Here is a 22,443-nt window from a genome sequence, read left to right as displayed (position 1 = left end):
AACGCATTGATTTTTATATTTCTGGGCGTGTGCGTGGCGGACACCCCATCCGCCACTTGCCCTCGCGAAAGCGTTCTCCCGATCCGGCTGCGGCCGGGTTTTTTCGTTATTTTCGCAGGTTATTCGGGAGGGACTGTCAACCGGCCCGCCTTTCAGCAGCGCTGAAGGCGGTCTCTCATGTCAGAAACCTGTGTGTCACCTCGTCTGGCGGCAAAGGTGTGGTCAGCAGCGGTTGAAGGATCAGCAGGGCAAGCCAGTCCGTGGTCATCGGGCCCGGGTCATGGCGCGCGATGAAGGCGGGGATGTGGCCCTGGGCCTGAAAACTCGCCAATCCGTGGGGCGCCAGAACGAGATAGGCTGCGATCCGTTCTGGATCGCCGGCGACTATATCCCCATTCGCCTGGGCCGCCCGGATTGTGCTGACCAGCGCGTCCAGAGCATCGGCATTGTGACGGTCGCGCGCCGCCGCCGTGGCTTCGCTGATCGGAGAGGCATGGAACATAAGCGCGAAATATCCGCGCTGCTCGACGGAAAAATCGAGATAGGCGGAGCAGAGCGCGGTCAGCTGACTTAGTGGCGCGTCCCCGGCCGTGGCCTGCGCGGCTTGTTGGTAACGACGCATTTCCCGGAACCCGAGTTCGGTCAGGCATTCGAGCAGCCCGTCCTTGTCAGAGAAATGCCGGTACACTGCCGCATGGCTCACCCCCAGAGACGTCGCCAGTTCACGCAAAGAAAAGGTCGGTCCGCCGCGCTCGCTGATGAACTCGACAGCCTTGGCGATCACGGCGTCGCGCAGGTCGTTGTGGTGATAGCTGTCGCGTTTGGCGACAGCAGGGCTCGCGTTGGCAGTCATGGGCTTGTGGCAGCTTCCATTTGTTTCATCGACCGAACTTAGTCCCGTTGATCGGGTTCTGCCAGCGTCGCCTGCCGTTGCCGCGCAAACAATGCTTGACTCACATAGTCGTACCGACGCTATGTTACCACTGGTCACATTGGCCAACAAGTCGAACAGGGAAGCAACAAGCAATGAAAAACTGGATCTCACCGAACCGGCGCGGATTTCTGCAACTCGGCGCTGCGGCAACGGCTACGGGGCTGTTTGCACCGTCGATTGCCCGGGCTTCGTCAAACATGATCAAGATCGGCTATGCCGGACCGCTTTCGGGCATCCGCGCGGATTTCGGCGCGACGGATGCCTGGACCATCGACATGATCCGGCGGCACTTGCAGGACGGGATTACCCTCAACGGCACCCATTACGACGTTGAGCTGGTGATCCGGGACAACCGCTCGGAACCGCAGCATTCCTCGACGGTGGCAAGCGAGCTGGTTCTGCGCGAGCGCTGCAACCTGATCCTGACGCCGGACGGCGACGCGGCGATGGCCATCGGCGAGCTAGCCGATACGCGGCGGGTGCCGACCATTTCGTCGATGGTGCCGTGGCAGGCGTGGCTTTTCCCGCGCGGCGGTACGCCCGATACCGGGTTTCCGTATACCTTCCATTTCTTCGCGGGCTCGGATGCCGTTCTGAACACATTCGTTACGATCTTCAACGCTCTCGACACCAACAAGAAAGTCGGCACGCTCTTTCTCGACAACCCGGCCGGTCGGGGGCTGATGAACCCGCAGATGGGCCTGCCCGCGTTTCTGGCCCAAGGCGGCTACACCGAGACCGCTGCCGGTCCGTTCCAGATCACCAGCAACGATTTCTCGAACCAGGTCGCGATGTTCCGCGAGGCCGGGACGGATATCCTGTCTGGCTTCATGTATGCCAACCATTTCATTCCGTTCTGGAATCAGGTCGCGCAATCGGGCCTGTCGCCAAAGGCCTGCGCCATCGCCGGAGCGTTTTTGTTCCCCTCCTCGGTCAATGCGCTCGGCGAACGGGGCGACGGGCTGGGCACCGAAGTCTGGTGGACCCCCGGCTTTCCGTTCGAAAGCTCGATCACCGGCCAGAGCGCGCGCGAACTCGCGGCCATGTGGGAAAGCGAGACGGGGCAGCAATGGACTCAGCCGCTGGGCTACGGGCATGCGATGTGGGAAGTCGGACTGGCCGCGCTTGCCAATGCTGCCGATCCGCTTGACCCCGATAGCCTGCGCGACGGGATTGCGTCCCTGACCGCCGATACGATCGTCGGCCCGGTCGATTTCGCCAACAGCCCGGTCAAGAGCACGGCCATCACCGGGCTCGTCGCCGGGCAGTGGCGCCGCAGTGCGGGGGGCGCGCATCCCTACGAGCTGAAGGTTGTCGACAACACCCTCATGCCGCAGGTGCCGGTCGACGCCGACGTCGTGCCGCTGTCGCTGTGATGGCGAGACCCAGCGAGAACGCGCTGCTGCAGGCCACCGGGATTTCCAAGTCGTTCAACGGTGTGCCTGCAGTGGCGTCGGTCGATCTTGACCTCGGGATCGGGGAAAGCGTCGGCGTCATCGGCCCCAACGGTGCTGGCAAAAGCACGCTGATCGGATTGCTTGTCGGATCGCATCGCGCGGACGCCGGCACCCTGACGCTGGACGGTCGCGATGTCACCAGCACGGCAGAGCACAAACGCGTCAGGGCCGGGATCGCGCGCGCGGCACAAATTCCCCAGACCTTCGGCCGCCTGACGGTGGCCGATAACCTGCGGCTTCCGGCGGTTTTCGGCGCCAAACTGCACGGCGCCGATGTCCGGCACTGGGTCGACGAGGTGCTGGAATTGTGCGGTCTGGCCGCTCAGGCCCATGTCGAAGCCCAGCATCTGGGGCTTCTCAGCCGCAAGCGGCTTGAGCTGGCAAAGGCGCTGGCTACGCGCCCCTCGGTTCTGTTGCTCGACGAGGTCGCGGCCGGACTGACCGAACCCGAGATCGAGCAGATCATGGCGCTGGTGCGCAGCCTGCGCGAGGGCCGCGCCATCCTGTGGGTCGAGCATATCCCCTTCGCGTTGCGGGGCGTGTGCGAAAGGCTGGTGGTGATGGACAAGGGGGCGAAGATCCTCGACGGCCCGTTCGAAAAGGTCTGGGCGGATCCCGAATTGCAGGCGATCTATATGGGAGTGCCCGACGATGCCCTTGCTTGAGATCGACACCCTCGCCGCCCATCACGGGGAACTGGTCGCGCTTGACGGGTTATCCTTTGCCCTGGCCGAGCATGAAACGCTGGCGCTGGTCGGTGCAAATGGTGCCGGAAAGACGACGCTGATGCGGGTGTTGTGCGGCCTGATGGCGCCGACGCGGGGCACGATCCGCGTGCAGGGTCACGCGCTGAAACCCGGCGACCCGCTGGCTGCCGCCCGTGCCGGGCTGGCGCTGGTCCCCGAGGGGCGATTGCTGTTCGACAGCCTGACCATCGAGGAAAATCTGCTGATCGGTCAGTCGGGCCGCACGGGGATCTGGTCGCTCGACGAGATCTACGGCCTGTTCCCTGTCCTGCGCGAGAAACGGCGTCTGTCCCCGGCCGCGTTGTCGGGCGGCCAGCAGCAAATGGCGGCAATCGGCCGGGCGCTGGCCGCGAATCCGCGTGTGCTTCTGTGCGACGAGATCTCACTGGGCCTGTCGCCGTTGGTCACCGACGAAGTCTATGTCGCGCTCAAACGGGTCCGCGACGAAGGCACTGCGCTGATCATCGTCGATCAGGACGTCACCCGCGCGGCACGGATCGCCGATCGCGTGGCCTGCATGTTCAAGGGTCGCGTGACCTATGAAACGCAGGCCGCGACCGCCAACGCCGCCACGCTCAAAAACGCCTATTTCGGGTTAACGGCATGATCCAGACAAGTGTTGAACTTCTCTTTCAGGGCATAACGCTGGGGGGCCTGTACGGCATCATCGGCGCCGGTCTTGCGCTGACCTTCGGCATCCTTCGGGTGGTAAACCTGTCGCATGGCGAGATGATCACCATCGGGGCCTTCGTCGCCGTTGCCCTTGTCGGCATGGTGCCGACGCTGCCGATTGCGCTTGTGCTGGCGGGGGCCTTTGTCGCCTGCGCGCTTCTGGGGGCATTTCTTCAGGCCGCGTTCGTCGAACGGGCGATGGCCTTTCGCGATCCCATGGTGCCGATGCTGACGACCTTCGGCATCGCTGTCGTCTTGCGCAATCTGCTGGTCGAGACGACGGGCGCGGATCTGCGCGGTCTCAATGTCGGCGGGCTTGCGCAAAGCAGTATCAGCCTTGGCGGCATGACCTTCGGGGCGCTGCCGCTCGTCACGCTTCTGCTGGCAATCGGGGTGTTCGTGATCCTGTCCTTGCTGATCCGGCGCACGACATTCGGCCGGGAAGTGCGCGCCTTGTCGGACCGCCCCGAGATCGCTGCGCTGGTGGGCGTCCGGGGAAAGCGCGTGCATATCAAGGTTGCCGCGCTGGCTGCAGGCTTTGCGGCGCTCGCCGGGGTTCTGCTGGCCATGCGCGCAAGCGTATCGCCCTATTCCGGCGTCTCCTACCTGCTGATCGCCTTCGAAGTCGTCGTCCTTGGCGGGCTCGGGTCCATTCGCGGCGCCTTCGCCGCCGGCGTGCTACTGGGCGTCGTGCAGATCGTCAGCAGCCGCTTCGACGGAAATGCGGGGCTTCTCTACGTCCATGTCACCTTCTTCACGATCCTCGTGATCCGCGCCATTTCGGGGAGGCTGTCGTGATGGATCGCCCTTTCAATCTTTCTCTTCTCGCGGTGGGCTTTTCCGCCGCGCTCGCCGGCGCGCTGACCTTCGATCCGGGGATGCTGTTCTTGCTGACCGAGATCATGGTGGTCCTGTTGCTGGCGCAGATGTGGAACCTTCTCGCAGGGTTCGGCGGTCTGGTTTCGCTGGGCCAGCAGGCCTTTTTCGGGCTTGGCGGCTATCTTCTCTTTATCGGCGCGAACGGAACCCAGATCCCGTTCTGGGTCTGGCTGGGGGTGACACCGCTCTTTGTCGGGCTGCTCGCGGTTCCCATCGGTCTGGTCGTCTTCCACCTGAAGAATGCCTATTTCGCCGTGGGCATGTGGGTTGTGGCCGAGATCCTGTCCGCCCTGTTCCTTCGGCTCGATTTTCTTGGCGGGTCGGCGGGGATCGTCCTCAGGCCCGGCGGTGCGTCGATGACGACCAACCCCGAGCGGCTGCTGTTCTTCATCGCCGCCTTCGGCTTCGTCGCCACCATCGTCGCGCTGCGGATGTTCCTGAAATCCACGATCGGCCTTGCGCTTCTCGGGATGCGCGACAATCCCGACGGCGCGGCGGCATGCGGCGTCGATGTGCGCCGGATGCATCTTCTGGTCTTCGTCATCTCGGCCATCGGCTGCGCGGCGGGCGGTGCGCTCTATTACATCACGACGCTCTACATCTCGGCCGGGGACGCGTTTCAGATGAACTGGCTGATCATCATGATGTTCGTCTCGATCATCGGCGGGCTGGGGACACTGACCGGGCCGATCCTTGGCACGCTGATCTTCTTTGCGATCCGCGAGGCCATGACAAGCGCCGGGTTCTCCGGCGGCACCTACTGGATCGTCATGGGGGCGCTGGCCGTGGCCGTGCTGCTTCTGGCGCCGCGCGGGCTGTGGCCCCTGATCCGTAACTCTTTCATCCGCAAGACAGGCAAGGCAACACGATGACGCGTTTTCCTTCGACAGAGCCCCATCACTGGACCACGACACAGACACTCGACGCGCTTGAGAGCCGCAGGATCGGCGCCGAAGAGCTGCTGGACCACGCGCTTGCCCGGCAACACTCTGCGGCGAAGAGCATCAACGCGATCATTGAGCTGAACGAAGATAAGGCCCGCAGCACCGCACGCGCGGTTGACCGGGGGGAGATCACCGGGCGGCTGGCCGGGCTGGCGATGACGGTCAAGGATTGCTACGAAGTCGACGGCTTCACGACCACCGCTGGCATCCCCGAGCTTGCTGGTCATCGACCCACGCGTGACGCCGACGCCATCGCGCGTCTGCGGGCCGAAGGCGCGGTGATCTTCGGCAAGACCAACGTGCCGTTGGCCGCCTCGGATCATCAAAGCTACAATCCGATCCACGGGGTGACGCGAAATCCGTGGGACCGCGAGCGCAGCGCGGGCGGTTCCTCCGGCGGGTCGGCGGCAGCGCTTGCGGCCGGGCTGACGCCGCTGGAACTGGGCAGCGATATTGGCGGATCGATCCGCGTGCCGGCGCATTATTGCGGGGTCTACGGCCACAAGCCGACCTATGGCATTGTCTCAAGCCGTGGCCATGTTCCGCCCGGACCCGGCGCATTGACCCCTGCCCCGCTGTCGGTTTGCGGACCGCTCGGGCGCAGCGCGCGCGACCTGTCGCTGGCGCTGGATCTGCTGGCCGAAGGGCAACCAGGGCACAAGCTGGACCTGACCGCGCCGCGCGTGACGTCGATCCGGGGCGCGCGCGTGGCTCTGTGGCTCGACGGGTATCCGGTCGACGATGCCTATCGCGCGGCGCTGATGCGCTTTGCCGATCTGCTGCAGAGCGAGGGCGCCGTGGTGACACGCCTTTCCGGTCCGGTTGCGGCGGTTGACCCCATCGACGATCTGTATTTCCGCATCCTTTTCGCGGTGATCGGGTCGGGGATGCCGGACGACCAGATCGCAGAGTTCGAGCAGGCGGCGGCCGAGTTGCCGGACCACCCCTTCGCCGACATCATTGCGGCGACCATGCGCGCAAGCGCCGCCGAGATGGCCGCTTTGCAAGAGCGACAGGCGGCGCATATCGCCAATTGGCGGAGCGTCTTCGAAGAGACCGACATCGTGCTGGCGCCCGTCGCCATGAACTCCGCCTTTCCCCATCAGGTCGAGGATGGCCATGGCCCCCTGCCCCAGCTACGCCGCACACTGACCGTCTCGGGACAAGAGCGCCCCTATATGGAAAACCTGCTCTGGCCCGGCGCCGCCACGCTGGCCCATCTGCCCTCGACGGTTCGTCCCTTGCCGGAACTTGTGCACAACATGCCGGTGGGCGTGCAGATGATCGGCGATCTCTACGGCGACCGCACGACGCTTGCCTTCGCCGCAGCCTGCGACCGTGCCTTCGGCCTCGCACCGCTTGCGCCCGATTTCCGCTGAGGAGAGACCCGATGTCCCAGAACCCCAAGGCTACTCATGCCGCGACCCTGCGCGTCACCATCGCCGAACCGCTCATCGTGGGTCCCATCGACGGCCGGGTCCGCGCCGTGGTGCCGATCACGGGCGGCACGATTACCGGCAAGATCAACGGCGAGGTACTGCCGGGCGGTTTCGACTGGGCGTGGCTCTACGATGACGGTCAGGCCAAGGTCGAAGCCCACTATGTCCTGAAGCTCGACGACGGGTCTTTTGCAACCATCGTGAATGTCGGAACCTGCAAGCCGGTGGCAGGCCAGTCCGAGACGTTTTCGGGGCAAGCCGTGCCCCGTTTCGAAACCGCATCAACGACCTATAGCTGGATCAACGACGCGCAATTCGTATGCCGGTTCACCTCGCGCATGGCAGATGGCTATGTCGATCTGGAACTGTTCATCGTCGAATGACGATAGCCGCGTACTGACCACCGGGAGGTCATGCTGCGGTCTCACGTCGGCTTGACGGTACTTGACCCCGGTCACGCCGGGATGGTGCAAACCGGGCGCAGGGGCGCTACCGTTCCGCCCGAAAAGCGGATAGCGCCCGGCGTGGCCGTTCGAAACACAATGGAGACGTCCTGATGAGACGCACGACGCCAGACCTGATCGCCGACAGGAAGCGCCTGCTCGGCCCGAATGTCTCGACCTTCTACGACGACCCCGTGCATTTCGTGAAAGGCGACGGCGTCTGGCTGTGGGATGCCGAGGGGCGGCGCTATCTCGACTGTTACAACAACGTCCCGGTTGTCGGCCATTGCAACCCGCGCGTGGTCGAGGCGATCGCCACCCAGGCGGCAACGCTCAACACCCACACGCGCTATCTGCATGACGGGATTCTCGACTATGCCGAGGCGCTGACAGCAACGCTGGATGACAGCCTCGACACCGTGCTGATGACCTGCACCGGCTCCGAGGCAAACGATGTGGCGCTGCGCATGGCCGAAGCCGTAACGGGCAAGCGCGGGATCATCGCGACCGACGCCACCTATCACGGCAACACAGCGCTGGTGAGCCAGCTCAGCAAGTCCAACGTCCCCTCGGTGGGCTTCGGGCTGAATCAGTACGTCCGCTTCGTGAACGCGCCCGACAGCTATCGTCATCCTGACCCGGACGGGATGCTCTTTGCCGCTTCGGTGGCCGAACAGATCGCCGCGCATGAGGCCGATGGCACCGGCTTTGCCGCGCTTGTCGTCTGCCCCTATTTCCTGAACGAAGGGTTCCCCGACAATCCCGATGGCTGGCTTGCCCCGGTTGCGAAAGTCGTGCGCGAGGCCGGTGGTCTGTTGATCTGCGACGAGGTGCAATCGGGCTTCGGGCGTACGGGCACGCATTTGTGGGCCCATGAGAAGATGGGCGTCGTGCCCGACATCATGACCCTCGGCAAGCCGATGGCGAATGGGCATCCGGTCGGCGGCGTCGTGACACGGGCTGAGACGATGGCCGCTTTCCGCTCGGGCTATCGCTATTTCAACACCTTCGGCGGGAACCCGGTCAGCGCCGCCGCAGCGCTTGCCGTCTTGCGCGAGATTCAGGATCGCGGGCTGGTCGAGAATGCCCGCGTCGTGGGCGCGCACGCCCAGACGCGTTTGCGCGACCTGATGGCGCGATACGAGGTGATCGGCGATGTCCGGGGGGCCGGGCTGATCTTCGGCGCCGAGATGGTAAGCGACCGGCAGACCAAGGATCCGGCCAGTGCCTTTACCGACCGGATCGTCAACGCGATGCGGCAGGAAGGGTTCATCCTGTCCAAGCTCGGTCGCCACAAGAACGCGCTCAAGATCCGACCGCCGCTGGTGTTCTCGATTGAAAACGCCGATATGCTCTTCGACGCGCTGGACAAGGTGCTCGCCGAGACCCCGCTGTCATGAGCGGGCTCGTCGACCGGGCGCTCGGCTTGTGGGGCATGGACGGGGCCGATCATCGCCTGTTCGCCGCACGCGAGAACGAAGTTCATCAGGTCCGCCATGCCGGGGCAACCTATGCGCTCAGAGTGCATCGCGCGGGCTATCGTACCGACGCCGAGCTGCAATCCGAGCTCGAGATGATGGACGCGGCACGTCGGGCGGGGTTGCACGTTCCTGCTCCCGTGGTCTCGGCCTCGGGCGCGCTGATCCATGTTGTCGACGGACTGCAGATCGACGTTCTGCACTGGCTCGAGGGCACGACGATCGGCAAGACCGGCACCCCGCTTTCGGTCCCGGACACTGCCGCCCTCTTCACCGCTATCGGTCGGGAAATGGCCCGCTTTCATGACGCTATGGACGACTGGACCCCGCCCGCCCGTTTCACCCGTTGCGCCTGGGATCACGCGGGCCTGCTGGGCGATACCCCGGTCTGGGGGCGTTTCTGGGACAATCCTACTCTGGACAGCGCCGACCGGGCGCTCTTTCAACAGCTGCGTATGGTGGCGGGGCGTGATCTGGATGCCCGCGCGCCCGGCCTCGATTACGGTCTGATCCACGCCGATCTGGTCCGCGAGAACGTCATGGTCCACGGCGCGCAGATCCAGATCATCGATTTCGACGACGCGGGCTTCGGCTATCGCCTGTTCGAGCTGGCGACAACGCTGCTGAAGAACATGGCCGAACCGGACTACGCCCGCCTGAAATCCGCGCTGATCGACGGGTATCGTGCCGTGCGCCCGATGGATACCGGGGCCTTGGACCTGTTTCTGGTCCTGCGCGCCGCGACCTATGTCGGCTGGATCGTGGAACGGCTGGATGAAGACGGGGCCATGATGCGCAATGACCGCTTCATCGCGACGACGCGGGCACTGGCAGAAGAGTACCTCTCCGCCAAACACTAAAGGGTCGCGGTTCCGTGTTCCGGCGTGGTGCCCGAGATGCGCCAAGCCAGTCCGTGTAAGCCAGTGATGCCGATATCCCAGACCCTGTTTGGGCGCGCATGATCCGTGCGGTGCTACGGACCGTCGCCTTCCGAATCTGTCTGAGCGCAGAGTCGGGACCACCGCCCGGCACATGGCCGATCCGCGATTGTTGCCGGGCTATTTCGGGCGTCGAGCACGCGGTTTTTGCCGGTTGGGCACCCAACTTCCCGGTCGAGACTCCCCAAAAACATTGCGATAACAGCCGCTTACAAAGCTGTATCGCAAACATAAAAACTGTATGCAATTTTTCTTTACAGAGTGCAAAATGCTGGTTTAGCGTATCGAGACAGGAGAAATCATGCCTCATACACTGCGCCAGAAGATCGCTGACCTTGTCATCAACGGAGAGCTGAAGCCGGGCGACCGGCTGGACGAGCATTCTCTCGCCGACCGCTTCGGCGTCTCCCGCACGCCGATACGCGAGGCCATCAGGCAACTCGGGGCCTCGGGACTGATCGAGATCCGGCCCCGTCGCTCCGCTGTCGTGCGGAGCTTTGACCGGGCCGAGTTGAGCGAAGCCTTCGAGGCGATGGGCGAGATCGAGGCGCTGTGCGCGTCTCTGGCCGCCGTGCGCATGAACGAAGCCGAGCGTCTGAAGCTGCGCGCGCTCATGGCCGCATCGCAGGATGTCAGCCTGCGCAATGACAGGCCCGCCGCGCTTGAGATGGATTTCGAATTCCACGGCCTTCTGCATGACGGAGCGCGCAACCGGATGCTCAAGACGGTGGCCGAGGAAACGCGGCTCCGGATCACGCCCTACAGCGCCGCGCTTTTCATGATGGAAGGCTATAACGCCGATCTTGAGCGCCCGCATCAGCAACATGCGGCGATCGCCGACGCTGTTCTGGCCGGACAAGGCAAGGAAGCCGCGCGGCTGATGCGCGAACACATCGCGCAGGCGCTTATCTCGCTCCAGCAATTCTTCGAAGACACGCAGTCGCGGTCAGACGCACCCAAAGTGAAAGGCGAAGTCAGGTGACACATTCGTATCAAGGGCCCGGACGCGCGCCGATGTATGCCACCGAGGCGATGTGCGCCACGTCGCATCCCGCAGCGGCCCGTGTCGCGCTCGACATTCTGGGCCAAGGCGGGAACGCGGTCGATGCCGCGGTCGCCGGTGCCGTCGTGTTGGGATATTGCGAACCCGCTATGGCCGGGCTGGGTGGCGATGTCTTCGCGCTGATCCACGACGCCAAGACCGGGGAAAGCCGGGGGTTGAACGGATCGGGCCGCGCCCCTGCCGCGCTTCAGGCCGCCGATCTGCGGGCTCAGGGGATGACGGCTGTGGGGCTCGACTCGATCCATGCCGTGACCGTGCCCGGCGCCGTCGATGCCTTCGACCGGCTCATCGCGCAGGAGGGTCGGCTCGATCTGGCGACCGTGCTGGCGCCGGCGATCCGCGTTGCCGAACACGGCGTGCCGGTCCATCGCCGCACCGCCATCGACGGGGAGACGTTCGCCGACCGGCTGAAGGGCGCGGGACGGCAATACTTCCTGCGCGACGGGCAGAGCTTTCACGAAGGCGACATCTTCACCGCCCCCGGACAGGCCGAGGCGCTGCGTCTGATTGCCCGCGAGGGCGCGCGCGCCTTCTACGAAGGCCCGGTGATGGAAGACATCCTGGCCACCCTTCGCGCAGAGGGCGGCATGCACACCGCCGAGGATTTCGCAAAGACCGAGGCCACCCCGGTCACGCCGATCCGCCGCGCCTATCGCGGTCATGACCTTGTCGAACTGCCGCCGAACGGACAGGGCGCGACGGCGCTATTGTTGTCCGGGCTTCTGGAGCGGTTCGATATCGCCAGCCTCGATCCGAACGGCGCCGAGCGCGTCCATATCGAGGCCGAAGCGACGCGGCTGGCCTATGGCGCGCGCAACCTTTTCATCGGCGATCCGGGAGAAGGCGCGCTGAACCTCGACGGGATGCTTTCTGACGCGGCCATCGACGAAATGGCGGCGCTAATCGATCCGACCCGCGCGGGGCAGCCCCTTCCGCCACGCCCCGAGGCGCTTCACAAGGACACCGTCTATATCACCGTGGTCGATGGCGAGGGCCTGTGCGTTTCGCTGATCTACTCGCTCTTCTGGCCCTATGGTTCGGGCTTTGCGTCTGAGAGGTTCGGCATCCCGCTGCACAATCGCGGGGCCGGATTCACCTTGCAGGAAGGCCATGTGAATGAGCTGATCGGCGGCAAGCGGCCGCTGCACACGCTGTTGCCCGGCTTTCTTGAGGTTCCGGGCCAGTACGCGATGCCCTTCGGCGTGATGGGTGGCGCCTATCAGGCGACGGGCCATTCCCATTTTGTCTCGAACCTCGTCGATTACGGAATGGACGTTCAGGCGGCAATTGATGCGCCGCGCAGCTTCCTCGACATCACAACGGGCAAGCTGGAGATCGAAAGCACCTTCGACGAGTCCGTCGCGTCCAAGCTTGCCGAGATGGGGCATGACGTGACGCGTGCCGCCATCGGAATGGGCGGGGCGCAGGCCATCCGCCGGGACGCCGCGACCGGGCTTCTGACCGGCGGCAGCGATCCGCGCAAAGACGGTCTGGCGCTGGGGATCTGAGATGACCACGCAGCCCCCCAGAACCGGTATGAAAATCAGCTTTTCCGGGACGCTGCGCGGGGTTGCTGCCCTTGCCGTCATCTCGCTGCTGATGGCGCAGATCGTGATCGTCGCCCTGCGCTATGTCTTCTCGCTGGGGGCGCCGTGGGCGACGGATCTGCTGACCTATCTGTTCTTCCTTATCGTGTCGCTGCCGCTGGTCGGGGTCATCCTGAGCAATGAAAGCGTCCGGGTCGACGTGTTCAGCGACCGGTTCTCGCGGCGCACACGCCGCATAATCGACCGGATCGCGTTGCTGGGCCTTCTGTTCCCGGCGGCAGGCTGGGCTGCATGGACCTCGGTGCCGATGGTGCGGACATCGTGGCGGGTTCTTGAAAGTTCGCCCACCCTCGGCGGCCTGCCCGGCTTCTTTCTCCTCAAAACGGTGATGGCACTGTTGTTCGCCACGCTCGCTCTGGTCGCGCTGATCGTGGGCCTGCGTCCCAGTCTTTATGGAAAGGGGAACGACAGATGAGCGCTGCGCTTCTTGGTCTTCTGGGGGTTCTGCTGCTGGGCGGCATCCTGTCGGGCGCGCCGGTCGGCTTCGTCCTGCTGGGGGTGCCGACGCTGGTGGCGTTTCTCGGCGCCTCGCTCGGTGTCTTTGATCTGGGCTTCCTTTCGGCCTTCCCCTCGCGGGCCTTCGGCATCCTGACCAACGACGTCTTCCTGTCCGTACCCCTGTTCGTGCTGATGGGGGGGCTTCTGGAGCGGTCCAACATCGCCAAACGCATGATGCTGACGGCCGGGGCCTTGTTCGGAAACCGTCAGGGTGGCATGGCCTATGCGGTCGTGGTCGTGGGGGCCCTGCTCGCCGCCTCGACCGGGGTGATCGGCGCGACCATCTTCATGCTGGGCCTGATCGCCATGCCTGCCATGTTGCAGGCGGGATATTCTAAATCGCTGGCCTCGGGCGTCATCTGCGCCTCGGGTTCGCTGGGGCAGATCATCCCGCCCTCGATCCTGCTGATCCTGCTGACCGATCAGGTCTCATCGGCGTATCAGGCCGGACGGCGGTCGGCCGGGGAATGGGCGGTCGAGCCGGTCTCGGTCGGAGACCTGTTCGCGGGCGCCTTCATTCCGGGCCTGATGCTGGTCGGGCTTTACATCATCTACATCTTCGTCACCTCACTGCGCCGCCCCGGAAGCTGCCCGCCGGTGATCCAGCGCGACGAACAGGGAAACAGGACCCGGCCCGGTCTGGGCGAAGTGACCTATTCGCTGGTTCTGCCCCTGCTGCTGATCCTGATCGTTCTCGGGTCCATCCTCGGGGGGATCGCCACGGCGACGGAAAGCGCGGCGCTTGGGGCTGCGGGCGCGCTTGTCATGACGGCGATGGACCGCGACGGGGTGCCACGCTGGCTATGGGCGCTCATGGTCGCGGTCCTGCCCGCCGCGTTCGCCCTGGTCTTGGTCAAGGTCATGGGCGGCGCACAGGCCTCACCCCTGACCGCCGGGATCGGCACGGTGGCGCTGGTGACCCTGAGCATCGGCACGCTTGCCGCGCTGGTGCAGGAGGTGCGTCGCGGCGGCATGTGGGACGTGACCCTGAGCACGGCCAGCATGGTGTCCATGCTGACGCTGATCGTTCTGGGGGCGACCATGCTGTCGCTCGTCTTCCGGGGCCTGCATGGCGAAGCCATGGTCGAAGAGTTTCTGCACGGGCTTCCGGGCGGCAGCATCACGGCGGTGCTGGTCGTCATGGCCATCATCTTCGTGCTCGGTTTCATCATCGAATATGTCGAAATCATCTTCATCGTCGTGCCGATCGCCGGTCCGCCGCTGATGGCCGCCGGGGTAGACCCGGTGTGGTTCGCCATTCTCATCAGCCTGAACCTGCAGATCAGCTTCCTCACGCCGCCCTTCGGCTACGCGCTCTTCTACTTCCGGCGCGTCGCGCCTCCGGCCGTGCAAACCATCGACATCTACAAGGGGATCGTGCCGTTCATCCTCTTGCAGATAGTCGCGCTGACCATCGTCTTCCTGGTCCCCGACCTCGCGACGTGGCTGCCGAACGCGATCTACCATTGAACGGCGCAGACAACAGGGATCAGAAGACAATGAAAAGAAGAACATTCCTCTCCAGCGCAGCCGTCGCTCCGGCGGCTCTTGCGGCCCCCACGATTGCGCGCGCGCAGGCGCAGCATAACTGGAAACTGGTGACCTCGGTGCCGCGCGGCCTGCCCGGTCCGGGGGTCTCTGCCCAACGCTGGGCCGAGCGCATCACGCAGATTTCCGAGGGCGCGATCAACGTTCAGGTGTTCGGCGCGGGCGAGCTTGTCGCACCGTTCGCCACGCAGGAGGCGGTCGAAAGCGGCACGGCCGAGGTCTATCACGGCTCGGGCACATGGTTCTCGGGGCGCGACATCGCGCATGCCTTTTTCACCGCCGCACCGTTCGGCCTGACCTATGACGAGATGCACGCCTGGATGTATTTCGGCGGCGGGCAAGAGCTTCTGGACGAATTCACCAATGACCGGGGCCTGAAGATCTTCATCGGTGGCGGCTCGGGTGTTCAGACCGCCGGCTGGTTCAAGCGGGAAATCACCTCGCTCGACGACCTTCAGGGGCTGAACTTCCGCGCCGCCGGGCTCTATGGCGAAGTGCTGCGCAAACTGGGGGTGAACCCGACCTCGATCCCGCCCGGTGATATTTTCGCAGCCCTTCAGGCCGGTACGCTGGACGGGGCCGAATGGGTGGGGCCGTCCAACGACCTCGCCTTCGGTCTGCAAAACGTCGCCGGCTACATGTATGCCCCCTCGCCCGTCGAGATTTATGGCGGCATCGAGTTCGGGATCGGCATGGAAGCGTGGGAGGCGCTGACCGACAGCCAGCGGCTCATGGTCGAGACGATCACCGAGGCAGAAGCCAACAAGTCCTCTGCCGACACGTTCCACGCGAACCTCGCCGCCTACGAGATGCTGCGGTCGAATCCCGACCTGACCATCGGTGAGTTCCCCGACGATGTCTGGGACGGGATCGAGACGGCCTGCGCCGAAGTCATCGAAGAGGTGAAAGAGACGAGCGAATTCCACCGCCGCTTCGTCGATGCCTATTACGACTACGTGCGGCAAGCGACCGGCTACAAGCAATACTACGATACCGGTTTCATGGTGCGTCGTCAGAACTTCTTCATGTGACCCCAAGGGCGGACCCGTCGTCAGCCGGGTCCGCCCCAGATCGAAAGACATCCCTTCATGACCATGGATCCCGCGCTGCTTGTTCAGCTGGTGTTGCTGCTGCTCGTTATCGGCGCGCTTGCCGGCGTACTGGCGGGCCTTCTCGGTGTCGGCGGCGGCATCGTGCTTGTCCCCGCCTTTTATTACGGCTTCACGCTTCTGGGCTTTGGCAGCGACGAGCTGATGCAGATCTGTATCGCCACATCGCTTGCGACGATCGTCGTGACCTCGGGCCGGTCGGTTCACGCCCATAACAAACGCGGGGCCGTCGACTGGTCCATTCTGAAAAGCTGGGCGCCCGGTATCCTGATCGGCGCGGCCATTGCTGTGTTTGTGGCGGCGCAATTGCGCTCCACCACGCTGCAAGGGATCTTCGGGGGGCTGGCGCTGATCGTCGGCCTGTACATGGCATTCGGACGCGAAAAATGGCGGATCGCCCCCCAGATGCCCGGCGGTGTCGTGCGCGCCGCAGCCTCGCCCCTGATCGGCTTCCTGTCGGTGCTCATGGGGATCGGCGGCGGATCGTTCGGCGTCCCGTTCATGACGCTGCACGGGGTCGCCATTCACCGCGCGGTGGCCACGGCTGCGGGCTTCGGCCTGTTGATCGCGGTGCCGTCCGTGATCGGATTTGCCTTTGTTCCCATTGACGTCCACCCGCCCCTGACACTGGGCGCCATCAACATTCCGACCTTTCTGATCGTGGTGTCGATGACGCTTCTGACCGCCCCCCTTGGCGCGAGACTGGCGCATGCGACGCGACCCGTGTTGCTGAAACGCATTTTCGGCGTGTTCCTGATCTTGGTGGCGCTCAACATGCTGCGCCGCGCGCTTGGGCTCTGACATGAACGAGACAGCCATGACCACCGACACCCCCGCCTATTCCGGCCCTGACCTCTGCGCCCTGAGCGCGGTGGAGGTGGTCGACCTGCTGCGCCGCGGTGACGTGTCGCCCGACGAGCTGATCGCCGCGTCCGAGACGCGTCACGCCCAGACCGACCCCGCCCTCAACGCGATGCCGACCCCCTGTTTCGACCGCGCCCGCAAGGCGGCCCGGTCGCTGACGGCGCCCTCTGAGCCGCGCGGCGCGCTCTATGGTTTGCCCGTGGGCATCAAGGATCTGACCGCAGTCGAGGGGGTGCGCACCACCTGGGGCACGCCGGCGCTCGCGGATTACGTGCCCGAGGCGTCAGACCCTCTGGTCGAACTGATTGAGCGGCGCGGCGGTCTTGTCATCGGCAAGACCAACACCCCGGAATTCGGCGCCGGCGCCAATACGTTCAACGCCATCTTCGGCGCGACCCGCAACCCGCATGACACGCGGCTCAATCCGGCGGGATCGTCGGGCGGGGCGGCGGCCGGGCTGGCGGTGGGCCAGACATGGTTGAGCCATGGATCCGACCACGGCGGCAGTCTGCGCACACCGGCCGCGTATTGCGGTGTCGTCGGCCTGCGCCCCAGCCCCGGCCTTGTGGCGGGCGGGCCTGCGCAGGCGGGCTACATCACCGAGGGTGTGCAGGGACCGATGGCCCGGTCGGTCACGGATCTGGCGCTGTTTCTCGACACGATGACCGGGTTCGACCCGCGCTACCCGCTGTCATACCCCGCCGATCCCGCGCCCTACCGGGACGCCGTCACCCGGGCCGAGCCTGCTGGCCTGCGCATCGGCTACCTGCCCGACCTGTCCGGCGAAAGCGCCGTCGACCCTGAGATGCGCGACCATATCGACACAGCGATGACCCGGATGTCGGCGGCAGGAGCGGTCGTCGAAACGGTGACGCCGGACCTGTCGGGGATGCGCCGCGCCTATTACGTGCAGCGGGGCCTGTTATGGGCCACGCTCATGCGCGACATCGACCCTGCAGTCCGGGAGAAATTCAAACCGACGCTGGAAGGCAATCTGCGCGACGGGCTGGCGCTGACCATGGACGACATCATCGATTCTCAGCTGATCCGGTCGCGGCTCTACGATACGGTGCAGGCCGTCTTTGACCATGTTGATGTGCTGGCATGCCCGGTGGTGGGAACGATGCCGCACCCGGTCGAAGAAGAATGGGTCCGCCGGATCGACGGGAAAGAGCTGACGTTCTACATGGATTGGCTGGATTGCGGTTTCCTTGCCACCGCGCTTGGCCTGCCCGCCATGTCCGTACCCGTTGGCCGCGATGCGGCGGGGATTCCGGTGGGACTGCAACTGATCGGCAAGCCGCGCGGCGAACGCGATCTGCTTGCCGCCGCGCGCAGCGTCGAACTGGTTTTCGGAGGCCCCCTGTCGGTGATCGACCCGGTTATCCGCCACGGCTAGGCCCGCTCTCGCCGCCCCACAGAGCCGTTGCATCTGCTTCGCAACGCCATGCCGAGCCGTGGACAGCACTGGGATCAACGCGGAGCGCGAAGGTGCGCCGCACGCCGGCAACCGTTTCCGGTTGATGAGGCAACTCGACACAGATGAAAGACGCTTAGGCCGTTTACCCGCCTTCACGAATGCGCTAACGATCTGATATGTTGACGCGAATGCCCCTGCTGGCCCGTGGGCTGGTTCTGATCTTTGCCATGGCGCTCGGCGCCACTGGCTGGGGGCATCGTTTCGCGTCGGCCTCTGAACTGGAGCGCGCGCAATTCGCGCAGCTCTGGGGCGCGGCTTTCTGCGTCACTGACGAGAACGGCGATCCCGTCTCGACCGAGCTCTGCCAGGTCTGCCATGTCATCGCCGCCATCAACCTGCCGCAGATCCAGACGGGCGCCGTCCGCCCCGTTCTGACGCTTGAAACGCTGGTCTTCCCCGCCGAAACTCATTTGGTCACGGCCTCGGCTGGCCGGGTTTCCCCCCCTCCTCGCGGTCCCCCTCTCGCCTGATCCAGTCGTGTCCGGCACCCGGCATCGTCCGGCTGCCGTTTCCGGCGTCGGGACCGTCGCGTGATTTCGCGCGCCGGTTCCCGTCCGGCGGTCCGCTTCGCGTTCCCTTGCGGTCGCCGTCACTAACCTGCCCGAACCTGCGCTGTTTCGTCCGGGGGTCGCCCCCGGCGTCATGACCGGGCTTGGGCGGGTCTTTTCCGCAGACGAGAGCGATGCCCAGTACCCTTCCGCGTCCGGTAACGGACGACGGGTCCTGCACGGCGCCCTCAGGCGCCCCGGCTCTGGCCCTCAGGCCAGCCGGCGTAACCAAGAAACCAAGGAAACCGCGAGATGAAGACCTTTCTGACCATTGCCGCCCTGAGCCTCGGCCTTGCCACTCAGGCCTCGGCCCACGCCACTTTCGCCGAAAGCGAGGCCGTTCAGGGGCAGACGGCCCGCTTCACCCTGCGCGTGCCGCATGGCTGCAGCGGCGAGGCAACCCTGCGCGTGCGTGTGTCGATCCCCGACGGGCTGGCCCGCGCACAACCGATGGTTCACGCGGGCTGGGAGCTCGAGACCGTCACCGGCCCGCTGGCGCAGCCCTATACCGCGCATGGCACGACGTTCAGCGAAGGTGTCCGCGAAATCATCTGGTCGGGCGAGCTGCCTGCGGAATATTACGACGAGTTCGTCTTCCGCGCTGCGGTGACCGACCTGCTGGAAGCGGGTGAGACCCTCTACATCCCCGTTGTTCAGGAATGCGCGAACGGTGCCGCACGCTGGATCGAGATCCCGGCCGAAGGTCAGGATCCGCATGATCTGGCCGAGCCCGCGCCCGGTGTGATGATCGTGGCGCCCGCCGAGCATGGCCACGGCCACTGAGCCGGCGCGGTTTCGGGGGCGGGTCGTCATGGCCTGCCCCCTCGGTCGCCCGTACTCCACCGCAGGATGAACTCACGGCCAGTTTCTTTCGGCTGGCCGTTTTGGCGGCGTCTGCGCTGGCTTCGCTCGCTCTCTCGCGGGCGCCACAGATGAGCGCCACGGCCATCAGGCCAAGACATCGCCCCCGTTCCTTACCCTTCCGTTTTGAGGTCTCCATGCTCCGCTCCTGTCTTTCCCTCCTGGTCCCGGTCGCACTCATCGCCACCGCCGCCTCTGCGCACGACCTCCCCGGCCCGCGCCCCTTCGCTCAGATGCGCGGCGATTGCAGCGCCTTCGCGATGGATGTCTCGCAAGAGGCCGCTCTCTGGGCCGATGCGCCGACCGCGACCGTCTCCGCCTCGGCCCGCGCCAGCGCCGCGCGAAGTGTTGCGCCGGGCGTCTTGGCCAGCCTGACGCTACGCCCGCAGGGCGAAGTGAGCTTCCCGGTTCCGCCCGGACAGGATCGCAACGGCCCCGACCGCTTCGCCGGTCATGTCACGGTGACGATCCCAGAGTCCGGCCTGTGGCGCGTCGCCGCGTCGAACAGCCTTTGGTTCGACGCGGTGAGCGAGGGCGCGATCCTCGAGACCGGCGCCTTCGAGATGCAGACCGGCTGCGCCACGCCGTTCAAGGTGGTGGTGTTCGACCTGCAGGCGGGCGAGGTCGCTTTGCAGTTCAATGGCAGCCCGACCGAGCATGTCGAGATCGCCGTTCTGCCCTGGACGGCCCACTGACATGCGACGCGCGCCCGGACCCGCCCCGTTCTCAGGCGTGATGCCGGTCCTGACATTGGTGTTGGCTTTGCTGCTGGCGCCCGCTCAGGCCTCGGCTCATGCGCAACTTCACGGCACCGACCCCGCCGAGGGGGCGGTGCTTCAGGCGTGGCCAGAGGCCGTCACCCTGTCTTTCAGCGAAGGCGTTGCTCCTTTGGTGTTGCGCTGGGTCGCCCCCGACGGCTCGACCACCGAGGTCGAGGGCCGGGCCGAGAACGCCGACCTCGTCGTGCCGCCGCCCGATCAGGACGCCACCGGCAGCTACCTGTTGTCCTGGCGGGTCACCTCGGCCGACGGGCACCCTGTCGGCGGTGTTGTGACCTTGCATCTCGGCGCCGCCTCCGAGGTTGCAGCGATCCGGACGGACGAGGGCATGGCGCGCGTTACCACAGCGACGCGGGCGCTCGTTACAATCCTGCTGGTGCTGATAACCGGGGTGGCGCTGCATGCAGCGCTGATCACGCGGCAGCCCGCGCAAGGCAGGCTACGGCGCACGGCGCTGATCGCGGCGGCTGTATCCCTGCCCGCCTGCGTTCTGCTTGCCGGGCTGCACGGGCTGGAACTGCGCGGCGAGAGCGCAGAGGCGCTGACATCCACGACACCGTGGCTGACCGCCCTGACCGCTCCGCTGGCGCGGACCATCGCCCTGTCGCTGCTGGCGCTGGCCATGGCAACGCTGGCGCTGCGGCGCGGCAGCCCTTTGGCAGCTCTGGCGGCCTGGGGTGCGCTGTCCTTGTCTTTTGTCGTTTCGGGCCATGCCGCGCTTGCCCCGCCTGCACCCCTGTCGACGCTGGCGATGCTGGTCCACGCCGTTGCACTGATCTGGTGGATGGGGCTCCTCGTGCCGCTCGCCGCGGACCTGAATCATCCCGACGCATCCCTGAGAGTGCGGCGCTTCTCGACCCTCGCCGTGCCGCTCGTGGCAGCGCTTGTTCTCAGTGGCGGCTGGCTGGTCTGGGCCCAGACCGGCGGTGACCTTGCAGCGCTGACATCGACGGTTTGGGGCCGGCTTCTTTTGGTCAAGCTGGCGCTGGTAGCCGGGCTTCTGATCCTTGCCGCGCTCAATCGTCTGCGCTGGACACCGGCGCTCGCCGCTGGCAAGGCCCGGCCGCTCGCGCGGGCGATCCGGGCAGAGATCGTGTTGGGCGCTCTGGTCCTGATCCTCGCCGCCGGATTCCGGCTCACGCCGCCGCCCCGTGCGATAGTTGCCCCTCCGTTGGCTCTGCATATTCACACGGAAGCCGCGATGGCGGATGTAACTGTGACGCCGGGACAGGCCGGCCCCGTCACGCTGGCCATGGCGTTTCAGACCGGGGATTTCGAGGCACTGGAGCCGCAGGAAGTCGAGGTGGCGCTCGCCCCCTCGGACGGCACGCTCGAGCCGATCCGCATGGCGGCGGTTTTGGGTCCGTCAGGGCTGTGGGTCACGCCCGTCGTGACCTTGCCTTTCGGAGGCGCGTGGAGCCTGACATTGCGGGTTCTGATCACCGATTTCCGAAGCGCTACCTTGACCGAAACGCTGCACCTGAACTGACTACCGGCGATGAAGGCAACGCGGCATAGCCACCTTAACTTCCCTTGTTTCTCTCACCGTCCGACGAATTCGAAGGAGAACTGACGCTGGGCACCGGGCGGCGGTGGTGGGAAGGGGGCGGCGCGGCGGATGTGGTCGAGGGCGGCTTGGTCGAGCTCGGCGCTGCCCGAGCGCCGCGCGAGGCTGGCCGAGGCAAGGCCGCCATTGGCCGCGATGGTAAACGCCACGACGGCGCTGCCGCGCGCGCGGAGGCGGACCTGACGCACGCGCTGGATGCGGCGCATGACCTGACCGGGATAGTTGGACGCCGCCGCATTGCCGGGCGCGCTGGCCTGTGGCGCCGGGCTGGGCGCGCTTTGCGCCGCCGCCCCGGTGCCGCCATCCGAGGCCCCGCGCCTTGCGTTGCGGTCGCTGTCACCCGCAGCCTGCGCGGCGGCGGCCTGTCGGGCACGCTCGGCCTCGCGCTGCCGCTGGCGTTCGACCTCGGCCTGGCGTCGGTCTTCGCGCTGTTGTTCGATCGCTGCGAAATCAGGACGTTGCGGCGGGCGCGTGGTGCTGGCATCGGCCTCGCGGACGGCGATGTCGGGGCGGGTCTCGGCGGTGATGGTTTCAGGCGCGACGCGTTGCGCGGGGGCAAAGCCCGAGGGCGCGGCGGGCTCGGGCGGCG

22 protein-coding genes are annotated in these 22,443 nt (G+C 65.7%); 20 read left to right on the top strand and 2 right to left on the bottom strand.

The window, feature by feature from the left end; all coding sequences use genetic code 11:
* Nucleotides 1-175: 175 nt before the first annotated feature.
* A complete protein-coding gene (locus JI664_RS22965) occupies nt 176-853 on the bottom strand; it encodes a TetR/AcrR family transcriptional regulator (RefSeq protein ID WP_207016123.1) in 678 nt (225 codons plus the stop codon).
* Between the two features lie 173 nt (nt 854-1,026).
* On the opposite strand from JI664_RS22965, the gene JI664_RS22960 reads away from it, so the two are divergent.
* The 20 genes from JI664_RS22960 to JI664_RS22865 all read left to right on the top strand — a co-directional run bounded on the left by JI664_RS22960 (nt 1,027) and on the right by JI664_RS22865 (nt 21,776).
* On the top strand, nt 1,027-2,310 hold the full coding sequence (locus tag JI664_RS22960; RefSeq protein WP_207016122.1) for an ABC transporter substrate-binding protein: 1,284 nt from the start codon (nt 1,027-1,029) through the stop codon (nt 2,308-2,310).
* Nucleotides 2,310-3,056, top strand: a complete 747-nt coding sequence (locus tag JI664_RS22955; protein ID WP_207016121.1) for an ABC transporter ATP-binding protein — start codon at nt 2,310-2,312, stop codon at nt 3,054-3,056. The genes JI664_RS22960 and JI664_RS22955 overlap by 1 nt, the downstream gene beginning before the upstream one ends.
* Nucleotides 3,043-3,744 (top strand): ABC transporter ATP-binding protein, encoded by a 702-nt coding sequence (locus JI664_RS22950; protein WP_207016120.1) that lies wholly within the window; start codon nt 3,043-3,045, stop codon nt 3,742-3,744. Before JI664_RS22955 ends, JI664_RS22950 begins: the two co-directional genes overlap by 14 nt.
* Complete coding sequence (locus tag JI664_RS22945; RefSeq protein WP_207016119.1) at nt 3,741-4,607, top strand: branched-chain amino acid ABC transporter permease; 867 nt, start codon at nt 3,741-3,743, stop codon at nt 4,605-4,607. Before JI664_RS22950 ends, JI664_RS22945 begins: the two co-directional genes overlap by 4 nt.
* Nucleotides 4,607-5,560: a branched-chain amino acid ABC transporter permease gene (locus JI664_RS22940; RefSeq protein WP_207016118.1), complete on the top strand. Its 954-nt coding sequence runs from the start codon at nt 4,607-4,609 to the stop codon at nt 5,558-5,560. Before JI664_RS22945 ends, JI664_RS22940 begins: the two co-directional genes overlap by 1 nt.
* The gene (locus JI664_RS22935) at nt 5,557-7,011 is read left to right on the top strand and encodes an amidase family protein (protein WP_207016117.1); all 1,455 of its coding nucleotides are present in this window, start codon (nt 5,557-5,559) and stop codon (nt 7,009-7,011) included. Before JI664_RS22940 ends, JI664_RS22935 begins: the two co-directional genes overlap by 4 nt.
* An 11-nt stretch (nt 7,012-7,022) precedes the next feature.
* Complete coding sequence (locus JI664_RS22930; RefSeq protein ID WP_207016116.1) at nt 7,023-7,454, top strand: DUF3237 domain-containing protein; 432 nt, start codon at nt 7,023-7,025, stop codon at nt 7,452-7,454.
* Between the two features lie 173 nt (nt 7,455-7,627).
* Complete coding sequence (locus JI664_RS22925) at nt 7,628-8,914, top strand: aspartate aminotransferase family protein (RefSeq protein ID WP_207016115.1); 1,287 nt, start codon at nt 7,628-7,630, stop codon at nt 8,912-8,914.
* Complete coding sequence (locus tag JI664_RS22920; protein ID WP_207016114.1) at nt 8,911-9,852, top strand: phosphotransferase enzyme family protein; 942 nt, start codon at nt 8,911-8,913, stop codon at nt 9,850-9,852. The genes JI664_RS22925 and JI664_RS22920 overlap by 4 nt, the downstream gene beginning before the upstream one ends.
* A 379-nt stretch (nt 9,853-10,231) precedes the next feature.
* The gene (locus JI664_RS22915; RefSeq protein WP_207016113.1) at nt 10,232-10,912 is read left to right on the top strand and encodes a GntR family transcriptional regulator; all 681 of its coding nucleotides are present in this window, start codon (nt 10,232-10,234) and stop codon (nt 10,910-10,912) included.
* A 50-nt stretch (nt 10,913-10,962) separates the two neighbouring features.
* A complete protein-coding gene (locus tag JI664_RS22910) occupies nt 10,963-12,501 on the top strand; it encodes a gamma-glutamyltransferase family protein (RefSeq protein WP_207016124.1) in 1,539 nt (512 codons plus the stop codon).
* A 1-nt stretch (nt 12,502) separates the two neighbouring features.
* A complete protein-coding gene (locus tag JI664_RS22905; protein ID WP_207016112.1) occupies nt 12,503-13,015 on the top strand; it encodes a TRAP transporter small permease subunit in 513 nt (170 codons plus the stop codon).
* Nucleotides 13,012-14,568, top strand: a complete 1,557-nt coding sequence (locus JI664_RS22900; protein ID WP_207016111.1) for a TRAP transporter large permease — start codon at nt 13,012-13,014, stop codon at nt 14,566-14,568. The genes JI664_RS22905 and JI664_RS22900 overlap by 4 nt, the downstream gene beginning before the upstream one ends.
* A 29-nt stretch (nt 14,569-14,597) precedes the next feature.
* Nucleotides 14,598-15,677, top strand: coding sequence for a TRAP transporter substrate-binding protein (locus JI664_RS22895; protein ID WP_207016110.1), 1,080 nt, complete (start codon nt 14,598-14,600; stop codon nt 15,675-15,677).
* A 63-nt stretch (nt 15,678-15,740) separates the two neighbouring features.
* Nucleotides 15,741-16,556 (top strand): sulfite exporter TauE/SafE family protein, encoded by an 816-nt coding sequence (locus JI664_RS22890; protein ID WP_414707758.1) that lies wholly within the window; start codon nt 15,741-15,743, stop codon nt 16,554-16,556.
* 16 nt (nt 16,557-16,572) lie between these two features.
* Nucleotides 16,573-18,018: an amidase gene (locus tag JI664_RS22885; RefSeq protein ID WP_207016108.1), complete on the top strand. Its 1,446-nt coding sequence runs from the start codon at nt 16,573-16,575 to the stop codon at nt 18,016-18,018.
* 209 nt (nt 18,019-18,227) lie between these two features.
* Complete coding sequence (locus tag JI664_RS22880) at nt 18,228-18,569, top strand: hypothetical protein (protein ID WP_207016107.1); 342 nt, start codon at nt 18,228-18,230, stop codon at nt 18,567-18,569.
* Nucleotides 18,570-18,899: 330 nt separating this feature from the next.
* A complete protein-coding gene (locus JI664_RS22875) occupies nt 18,900-19,430 on the top strand; it encodes a YcnI family protein (protein WP_207016106.1) in 531 nt (176 codons plus the stop codon).
* A 215-nt stretch (nt 19,431-19,645) separates the two neighbouring features.
* Nucleotides 19,646-20,203 carry a hypothetical protein gene (locus JI664_RS22870; protein WP_207016105.1) on the top strand — a complete coding sequence of 186 codons (558 nt, stop codon included), beginning with the start codon at nt 19,646-19,648 and terminating at the stop codon, nt 20,201-20,203.
* 1 nt (nt 20,204) lies between these two features.
* Nucleotides 20,205-21,776 carry a CopD family protein gene (locus tag JI664_RS22865; protein ID WP_207016104.1) on the top strand — a complete coding sequence of 524 codons (1,572 nt, stop codon included), beginning with the start codon at nt 20,205-20,207 and terminating at the stop codon, nt 21,774-21,776.
* A 53-nt stretch (nt 21,777-21,829) separates the two neighbouring features.
* Here the strand turns inward: JI664_RS22865 and JI664_RS22860 are convergent.
* A partial coding sequence (locus JI664_RS22860; protein WP_207016103.1) for an energy transducer TonB family protein occupies nt 21,830-22,443 on the bottom strand: 614 nt, incomplete at its 5' end.

Origin of the sequence: Rhodobacter sp. NTK016B (assembly GCF_017303295.1) — a bacterium.
GTDB lineage: Bacteria > Pseudomonadota > Alphaproteobacteria > Rhodobacterales > Rhodobacteraceae > Pararhodobacter.
Note: the sequence above shows the minus strand (reverse complement) of the source record. Positions and strands in the feature narration are given on the sequence as shown.

What these genes read in the sequence shown, in the direction of transcription:
- JI664_RS22890 (WP_414707758.1), top strand. Translation starts at nt 15,741, where the DNA reads ATGGATCCCGCGCTGCTTGTTCAGCTGGTGTTGCTGCTGCTCGTTATC.
- JI664_RS22930 (WP_207016116.1), top strand. Translation starts at nt 7,023, where the DNA reads ATGTCCCAGAACCCCAAGGCTACTCATGCCGCGACCCTGCGCGTCACC.
- JI664_RS22865 (WP_207016104.1), top strand. Translation starts at nt 20,205, where the DNA reads ATGCGACGCGCGCCCGGACCCGCCCCGTTCTCAGGCGTGATGCCGGTC.
- JI664_RS22910 (WP_207016124.1), top strand. Translation starts at nt 10,963, where the DNA reads ATGTGCGCCACGTCGCATCCCGCAGCGGCCCGTGTCGCGCTCGACATT.
- JI664_RS22875 (WP_207016106.1), top strand. Translation starts at nt 18,900, where the DNA reads ATGAAGACCTTTCTGACCATTGCCGCCCTGAGCCTCGGCCTTGCCACT.
- JI664_RS22935 (WP_207016117.1), top strand. Translation starts at nt 5,557, where the DNA reads ATGACGCGTTTTCCTTCGACAGAGCCCCATCACTGGACCACGACACAG.
- JI664_RS22880 (WP_207016107.1), top strand. Translation starts at nt 18,228, where the DNA reads ATGCCCCTGCTGGCCCGTGGGCTGGTTCTGATCTTTGCCATGGCGCTC.
- JI664_RS22925 (WP_207016115.1), top strand. Translation starts at nt 7,628, where the DNA reads ATGAGACGCACGACGCCAGACCTGATCGCCGACAGGAAGCGCCTGCTC.
- JI664_RS22965 (WP_207016123.1), bottom strand. Translation starts at nt 853, where the DNA reads ATGACTGCCAACGCGAGCCCTGCTGTCGCCAAACGCGACAGCTATCAC.
- JI664_RS22960 (WP_207016122.1), top strand. Translation starts at nt 1,027, where the DNA reads ATGAAAAACTGGATCTCACCGAACCGGCGCGGATTTCTGCAACTCGGC.
- JI664_RS22905 (WP_207016112.1), top strand. Translation starts at nt 12,503, where the DNA reads ATGACCACGCAGCCCCCCAGAACCGGTATGAAAATCAGCTTTTCCGGG.
- JI664_RS22870 (WP_207016105.1), top strand. Translation starts at nt 19,646, where the DNA reads ATGCTCCGCTCCTGTCTTTCCCTCCTGGTCCCGGTCGCACTCATCGCC.
- JI664_RS22885 (WP_207016108.1), top strand. Translation starts at nt 16,573, where the DNA reads ATGACCACCGACACCCCCGCCTATTCCGGCCCTGACCTCTGCGCCCTG.
- JI664_RS22955 (WP_207016121.1), top strand. Translation starts at nt 2,310, where the DNA reads ATGGCGAGACCCAGCGAGAACGCGCTGCTGCAGGCCACCGGGATTTCC.
- JI664_RS22895 (WP_207016110.1), top strand. Translation starts at nt 14,598, where the DNA reads ATGAAAAGAAGAACATTCCTCTCCAGCGCAGCCGTCGCTCCGGCGGCT.
- JI664_RS22900 (WP_207016111.1), top strand. Translation starts at nt 13,012, where the DNA reads ATGAGCGCTGCGCTTCTTGGTCTTCTGGGGGTTCTGCTGCTGGGCGGC.
- JI664_RS22940 (WP_207016118.1), top strand. Translation starts at nt 4,607, where the DNA reads ATGGATCGCCCTTTCAATCTTTCTCTTCTCGCGGTGGGCTTTTCCGCC.
- JI664_RS22950 (WP_207016120.1), top strand. Translation starts at nt 3,043, where the DNA reads ATGCCCTTGCTTGAGATCGACACCCTCGCCGCCCATCACGGGGAACTG.
- JI664_RS22945 (WP_207016119.1), top strand. Translation starts at nt 3,741, where the DNA reads ATGATCCAGACAAGTGTTGAACTTCTCTTTCAGGGCATAACGCTGGGG.
- JI664_RS22920 (WP_207016114.1), top strand. Translation starts at nt 8,911, where the DNA reads ATGAGCGGGCTCGTCGACCGGGCGCTCGGCTTGTGGGGCATGGACGGG.
- JI664_RS22915 (WP_207016113.1), top strand. Translation starts at nt 10,232, where the DNA reads ATGCCTCATACACTGCGCCAGAAGATCGCTGACCTTGTCATCAACGGA.